Annotated in this window: 6 protein-coding genes and 1 pseudogene; 1 reads left to right on the top strand and 6 read right to left on the bottom strand. The window is 71.5% G+C overall.

What is annotated here, in order from left to right; genetic code table 11:
* Nucleotides 1-80 precede the first annotated feature (80 nt).
* The gene (dapA, locus tag QH283_RS05185) at nucleotides 81-989 is read right to left on the bottom strand and encodes a 4-hydroxy-tetrahydrodipicolinate synthase (RefSeq protein ID WP_280501870.1); all 909 of its coding nucleotides are present in this window, start codon (nucleotides 987-989) and stop codon (nucleotides 81-83) included.
* Nucleotides 990-1,138: 149 nt separating this feature from the next.
* On the opposite strand from dapA, the gene QH283_RS05180 reads away from it, so the two are divergent.
* Nucleotides 1,139-1,744 (top strand): toxin-antitoxin system HicB family antitoxin, encoded by a 606-nt coding sequence (locus QH283_RS05180; RefSeq protein WP_280501869.1) that lies wholly within the window; start codon nucleotides 1,139-1,141, stop codon nucleotides 1,742-1,744.
* Here the strand turns inward: QH283_RS05180 and QH283_RS05175 are convergent.
* From QH283_RS05175 to QH283_RS05155, 5 genes and pseudogenes are all read right to left on the bottom strand, one after another.
* Nucleotides 1,708-2,952 carry a winged helix-turn-helix domain-containing protein gene (locus QH283_RS05175; RefSeq protein ID WP_280501868.1) on the bottom strand — a complete coding sequence of 415 codons (1,245 nt, stop codon included), beginning with the start codon at nucleotides 2,950-2,952 and terminating at the stop codon, nucleotides 1,708-1,710. The two genes, QH283_RS05180 and QH283_RS05175, sit on opposite strands and share 37 nt — an antisense overlap.
* Nucleotides 2,953-2,994: 42 nt before the next feature.
* Entirely contained in the window at nucleotides 2,995-4,011 is a 1,017-nt protein-coding gene (locus QH283_RS05170; protein WP_280501867.1) for a hypothetical protein, read from the bottom strand.
* Nucleotides 4,008-5,495 carry an ATP-binding protein gene (locus tag QH283_RS05165; RefSeq protein WP_280501866.1) on the bottom strand — a complete coding sequence of 496 codons (1,488 nt, stop codon included), beginning with the start codon at nucleotides 5,493-5,495 and terminating at the stop codon, nucleotides 4,008-4,010. The genes QH283_RS05170 and QH283_RS05165 overlap by 4 nt, the downstream gene beginning before the upstream one ends.
* The gene (locus QH283_RS05160) at nucleotides 5,492-6,169 is read right to left on the bottom strand and encodes a DNA-binding response regulator (RefSeq protein WP_414689571.1); all 678 of its coding nucleotides are present in this window, start codon (nucleotides 6,167-6,169) and stop codon (nucleotides 5,492-5,494) included. Before QH283_RS05160 ends, QH283_RS05165 begins: the two co-directional genes overlap by 4 nt.
* Before the next feature lie 193 nt (nucleotides 6,170-6,362).
* Nucleotides 6,363-6,491, bottom strand: a pseudogene (locus QH283_RS05155) (hypothetical protein); the annotation flags it as partial.

Here is a 6,491-nt window from a genome sequence, read left to right as displayed (position 1 = left end):
TGCAGGTGGACGATCAGCCGTTGCCGCCGATCGAGTCCGAGGTGGGTATCGACCTCGGCTTGACCACGTTCGCGGTGATGTCATACGAGTACCCCCGCTGCCCGCAGGTCGGCGGACAGCTGATCGATTTGCGCGGAATTGGGCATGAGCTGCGGCAGCCTCGGCTCGCCGACGTCGATGCCGAGCAGGCGCAGGCCTGCCTTGGTCATCGCGACGCCGCCGAGTCGGGCCATCGCGGCGTTGAGCGGCACCAGGGTGGCGTTGAGTTCGCGGGCGCGCACCACGTCGCCCGCGTTGTACGCCTCGTAGATCTCGCGCAGCCGCTCGGGCACGAGATGGCCGATGACGCTGATGAATCCGACCGCGCCGATGGACAGCCACGGCAGGTTCAGGCAGTCGTCGCCGGAGTAGTAGGCCAGCGAGGTGTTGGCGATGATGTCGGCGCCGGAGTTGAGATCGCCCTTGGCGTCCTTGACCGCGACGATGCGCGGGTGCTCGGCGAGGGTGCGCAGGGCGTCGGGACCGATCGGGATGATCGATCTCGGTGGAATGTCGTAGAGCGTGACCGGCAGATCGGTCGCGTCGGCGACCGCGGTGAAGTGCGCGATCAGCCCGTCCTGGCTGGGCCGGGAGTAGTACGGGGTGACGACGAGCAGGCCGTGCGCGCCCGCGCGCTGGGCGTTGCGCGCCAGCTCGATGGAGTGCGCGGTGTCGTAGGTGCCCGCGCCCGCGATGACGGTGGCGCGGTCGCCGACGGCATCGACCACGGCGTGCAGCAGATCGAACTTCTCCGACTCGGTGGTGGTGGGCGATTCGCCGGTGGTGCCGGAGATGGCGAGCAGGTCGACCCCCCGGTCGACGAGGTGCGCGGCCAGGGAAACCCCGGCATCGACATCGAGCTTCCCGTCAGCGCTGAAGGGGGTCACCATCGCGACACCCACCGTGCCGGATGCACGCAGCTCCGTGGGCGTCGATTCACCGTTCGTCATGGTCGGAAAGGCTACCCGGTGGCCATCACAGCTTCGACAGCGTGACCACGCTACGCGCCGTCGCCGTATTCCGCAGCACTTCGATGTGCTGCCACGATGATGTCATCTCTTTCCTTGCGTGACGCCATGCATGACATCACACTGGTGTCATGAATCTGGAACGCTATACCGCCCAGCTGCGCGAGAACCTGGTCGCCGCGGCCGCACTGGGGGACGAGAAGACCCAGTCCACCGCCGCCGCGCTGGCCGCGGCCACGGAGCAGTCCGCACGGCTCGTGCTGCTCGAGGCGCTGTCGGACCTGGCCGCCGAGATCGGCGGCGAGCTGCCCGACCGCAGCGTCCACCTGTCCACCAACGGCGCCGAAGTCACCGTCGACGTGCGCAAGGACACCGCGGGCGAGCCGCCCACCTTCGAGGAGATGACCGGTGACATCAGCCGGGTCACCCTCCGGCTGGTCGAGCAGATGAAAGCCAAGGCCGAGGAAGCCGCCGCCGCCAACGGCGTCTCGCTGAATTCCTGGCTCTCGCGAGCGGTGGACGGCGCACTGCGCGAGCAGATGCGCGGCTACGGCGCCAAGCGCGAGGCGGCCCGCGGGTCGGCCAGGCGTCAGGACACGACCGAGCACGACACGGCGAAGCACGACACGGTAAAGCAAGACACCGCGAAGCACGACACGACAGAGCACACCGGCGCCGGGCACACCGACACCGGACGGGGTCAGACCGGCGGCGAGCAGGCCACGAGCGCGGACTGAGCGGCGAGGTCGGCGGCCAGGTCCCCACGCTCGCCGATCACCACGTCGTCGAGTCCGAGCCAGTCCGCCATCTCCCGCAGCGATCCGGCCAGCGCCCGCGCGACCTCGGCGTTGTCGTGGCCGGGCTCGGCGAACGCGCCGGGCACCAGCAGCCGTCCCTTCGCCCGCTCCGCGCGCAGGTCGACGCGGGCCGCCAGGCGGTCGCCGTGCAGGAAGGCGAAGACGTAGTAGCCGTGGACCCGTTCGGCGGCCGGGGTGTAGATCTCGATGCGGTAGTGGAAATCGAAGACCCGCAGCGCGCGCGGCCGGAAGAAGATCACCGGGTCGAAGGGGCACAGCAGCGCGGCGGCGTCCATCCGCCTCGGCACGACGGCCTCGGCCCACAGATAGGCGGGCGCGTCCCAGCCTTCCACCGCCACCGGCTCCAGTTCGCCCGCGTCGACCAGATCGGCGACGGCGGGCGCCGTCTGCGCGCGCCGCAACCGGTAGTAGTCGCGCAGATCGGCTTCGGTGGCGACGCCGAGGGCGCGGGCGGCGCGGCGGACCAGCTCCCGCACCGCCTGCTCCTCGGGCACCACGCGCGTGCGCAGCTCCGATGGGACCACCCGCTCGGTGAGGTCGTAATAGCGGGTGAAGCCACTGCGGTGACCGATGCTCAGCTCGCCGGCGGCGAAGAGCTGCTCACAGACCAGTTTGGTGTCGCTGAGGTTCCACCAGCTGCCCTTCGGGCGCGGCCGGTCGAGTTCGAGATGGCGTTCCACCTCGCCCGCCGCGCTCGGGCCGTGCTCGGCGATCACGGCGAGGATGTCCTCGCCGAGACGCGGATTGCGTTCCAGCGCCGCGCGCATCCCGGACCAGCGGCCGAGCCGGTAGCGGTCCATCCGCCAGCGCATGAGCGGCCAGTCCGCCACCGGGATGAGCGCGGCCTCGTGCGCCCAGTACTCGACGAGCTTGCGAGGACGGCGGGCGCTGTGGCTCCACGCGGCTTCGTCCAGCAGCCCGCGATCGTAGCCGCCGATTCGGGCGAACACCGGCGCGTAGTGCGCGCGCACCACCGCCGAGACCGAATCCAGCTGCAACAGCTGGGTTTTCGACAGTACGTCGAGGACGGCTCGCCGGGTGGGCGGACCGGACCTGCTCGCGCGCCTGCCGAATCCCTGGGCCGCCAATGCCGTACGCCTGGCGGCTGCCGCGCTCATGGTCCGCATGGGGCGCACTCTGCCATGCCCCACCGACACGACCACGACGTCTCAGGCGCTCACCTCGGTGCGCCCCGCCCGGTCGATGTCCGTCCGGTGATCACCCTGCGCGCCGCCGACCAGGACAGTGGCCAGCAGACTACGGCCGGGCGGCAGCACCCGGACGGTGACCGTCCCGCTCTCGGCACGGGTCAGCTCGGCGACGGCGAGCTCGACGACCTGCTCGCGGACCGCGTCGGGCACGTCGGCGAAGCCGCCGTCGTCGAGCAGCACCACCTCGACGCCGCGCGCGCGGGCGACCCGGGCGGCGCGGCCGATCTCCTCGGTGGCCAGTTCCGGCGCGCGCAGCCGGTCGCGCAGTTCGGCCTCGAGCAACCCGCATTCCTCCTGCTCGGCCCGGCTCAGTTCACCGCCGCGGGCGATGCGCTCGAGCATCGGGCGCGCCACCTTGTCCAGTTCGGCGAGTTGCCGGTCCCGCTCGGCGTTCTCCGCCGCCATGGTCGCCTCGGCGGCCGCGCGCAGGGTGGCCTCGGTCCGCAGCACGCGCAACGAGCGCTGGGTCGGTCCGAGGATGGCGACCGCCACGGAGACCGCGGCCACGGTCATCATGGGCACGTCGCCGACCTCGAAGGGGCTGTCGGCGCCGAGCACGTCGGTCACGAAGACCACCAGCGCCAGCGCGCCCACGCCGAACCAGGCCGACCAGAACCGGCCGCAGAGCACCAGGATCGCCAGCACGTAGGAGGCGGCGAAGATGGTCGCCGGGGTGACCGTGGCCCCCTCCTGGGGGAACAACCTGCTCAGGACGGACGCGACCAGCACCGCCCCGAGCACGAACAGCGTCGCTCGCCAGGGCAGCGGCTCGCGTTCCACCAACACCACGATCGCCCCGGCGGCGGCCATGAGCACCAGTGAGACCAGCCCGGCCGCCAACTGGAGGCTGCCGAAGTTGTGCAGGGTGTACAGGGCGAGCGTGGCCTGCAACAGCACCAGGAACTGCCAGGCGCCGCGCCCCCGGAGATTCAGCAGTTCGCGTAGGCCACCATCGGCCGCGGAGTCCGTCCTCACATGCCCTCCCCGTGCGCGGCGAGCGCCGCCACGCGATCGCGTCCCGCGCTCTGCCGTCCGACGAGTCCGTCACCGTCGCCCGCGAGTTCCACCCGTTCCTCGCCGGTGTCCGCCCGACCGATCGGCCCGCGGGCAGGCCGCTCCGGTCGCTGCGGGCCGCCCCGGGGCCGGTCGCCGCCTTCGGCACCGGGCACCTGCGCCACGCTGTCCTCACGGGCGGACTCGGCGTCCCAGCCGAGGGTCACCACCGCGCCCTGCCCCGGACGGGATTCGATCCTGGCCGAGCCGCCGTCCACGCTGCGCATGCGGCCCAGGATGCTGACCGACAGCCCGAGGCGGTCGACGGGCACCTTGTGCGGGTCGAAACCGGCCCCGTCGTCGTGGACGCGCACCCGCACGCCGTTTCCGGCCAGGGTCACATCGACCCCGCGGTGGACGACCCGGCCGTCCGCCGCGGCGTGGCGCAGGCTGTTGCGGACCGCCTCGGCCGCAGCCGCGGTGAGGGTGCCCGCCGCGTCCACCGGCATCTCCAGGTGTTCGCTGCCGGGCGCTCTGGTGACCTGCACGGCGACCTCGGGGGCGGCCTCGCGGACCGCGACGGTGAGGAACATGCTCACGCTGTCGGCGTCGAGCCGCTCCGGGCCGCTGCCGCCTCGGCGCAGGGCGTCCAACTGGTCGAGGGTGCGGGCGGCCTGGGCGCGCAGCACCGGCGAGACGACGCCGGAGCGGGAGGCGTCGAGCAGGGTCGACAGCACCGCGTCGTGGATGAGGGCGGCGAAGCGGGCGCGTTCCCGGGCGCGCGCGGCCGCGCCCGCCTCCTTCGCGGCACGGGCCTCCGCGACCGCGGCCTCCCGGTCGACCGCGGCCGCGCCCCGCTGGGCGTAGATCGAGCACCACAGGAACAGCGAGCACAGGCCGATGGACCGGAAGAGCACGCCGAAGAACCATGGCGCCGACGGGTCGGCGATCGCTGTCAGCACACCCAACGCCAGCCCGACATTGCCCACCAGCATGAAGATGATCGACCAGGTCGCCCGCCACGCCACCGAGGCCACGATGACACCGAGGGAGAACACCCGGAACATCCAGGTGGCCGTCGACTCCGGCACCGAGTGGTCGAAGCTGAAGGAGACCAGGGCGGCGGCGGCCAGATACCCGAGCGCGGTCGCGCCCGCCAGACACCGGACCACCGGCAGCGGGGCGAACATCGCCACGACGGTCAGAGCGGGAAACAGCGCGAAAGCGGCGATCGAGGCGACCGCCACCCAGCCACCGAGGTAGACGAGCTGTTCGAGGAAGCGCGGCAGTTCCAGCACGGCGGTGATCACGCCCGCGCAGCCCACGGTGATCGCCATCCGCCGCACCATCCGGTGGGCGGCGGGCTCGGACCGCATGCCGACCAGCGGCCGGGTCTCCCGCTGCCGCGTCGACCACGCCCACAGCGACAACCGGCCGCCGGCCCGGTCACCGGCGGGGGCGTTCATGCGCGGGGCGCGCGCTCGGGCACCGGCAACCAGCCGTCCTCGACGGCGCGCTTGTACAGATCGGTCTTGGTCGGCGCCGGCCTGCCCGCGTCGGCGTACTTCTGGCGGATGCGCCCGAGATAGTCGTTGACCGTCTGTTCGGACAGCCCGGTCAAACGCGCCACCCGCGACGCCTTCTCCCCGGAGGCATAGAGAGTGAGCACTTCCTCCTGACGCGGGCTGAGTCCCACTTCGGTCAACTGCGGGTCGCCGTCGATGGCGGCGGCCCAGTCGGTGGTCACCACCTGCTCGCCGGAGGCCGCCCGGCGCACCGCGGCCACCACGGTCTCCGACGGCTCGGATTTGCGCAACACCCCGAGCACGCCCGCCTTGGCCGCCGAGCGCACCAGGTACGGGTTCTCCGCACCGGTGAACACCAGCACCTCGACGCCGCGCTCGCGCAGGGTGCGCACGTTCTCCTCGGGCAGCGATCCGTCCGCCAGACGCAGGTCGAGGACGACCAGGTCCAGATCGAACTCGGGTCCGGTGCGCTCCAGCAGACCGGACACGGTGCTCGCGGTGTGCACCACCTCGAGATCCGGCTCCTCGGCGAGCATCGCGGTCAATCCGATCGCCACCGACTCGTGATCCTCCACCAACGCGATCCGATATCGCGTTCCCACACCGGAATCCACGTTCCACTCCCATCGTCGCTACACTGCCGACACCGCTTGAAAACGGTGCTGCTTCAGTATGACGGTTTACGAACAACTATGTTCGGTCGTACCGAGAACATCGGAACGACGACTCACTTCGTCACAGCCGCGGCAAAATTCGCCGGCATGGTCCGCTCAGCGCGGGCGACTCACCACCCCATCACACGGCCGCTCAGCCCATCAGCGTGGCCGCGACAGTCGCGCCCAGATTCCAGCACGCCTCCACCTCGGCCTTGCCCGGCTTGCCCGAGACGACCACGGTGTCGGAGGCCTGCTCCCAGCCGAGGCCGGTGGTGATGGC

Origin of the sequence: Nocardia farcinica (assembly GCF_029867845.1) — a bacterium.
Lineage (GTDB): Bacteria > Actinomycetota > Actinomycetes > Mycobacteriales > Mycobacteriaceae > Nocardia > Nocardia farcinica_A.
This window is presented reverse-complemented; position numbering and strand designations above follow the sequence as displayed.

Coding starts and splice junctions, on each gene's coding strand:
- QH283_RS05165 (WP_280501866.1), bottom strand. CDS start 5,495: ATGAACGCCCCCGCCGGTGACCGGGCCGGCGGCCGGTTGTCGCTGTGG.
- QH283_RS05180 (WP_280501869.1), top strand. CDS start 1,139: ATGAATCTGGAACGCTATACCGCCCAGCTGCGCGAGAACCTGGTCGCC.
- dapA (WP_280501870.1), bottom strand. CDS start 989: ATGACGAACGGTGAATCGACGCCCACGGAGCTGCGTGCATCCGGCACG.
- QH283_RS05175 (WP_280501868.1), bottom strand. CDS start 2,952: ATGCGGACCATGAGCGCGGCAGCCGCCAGGCGTACGGCATTGGCGGCC.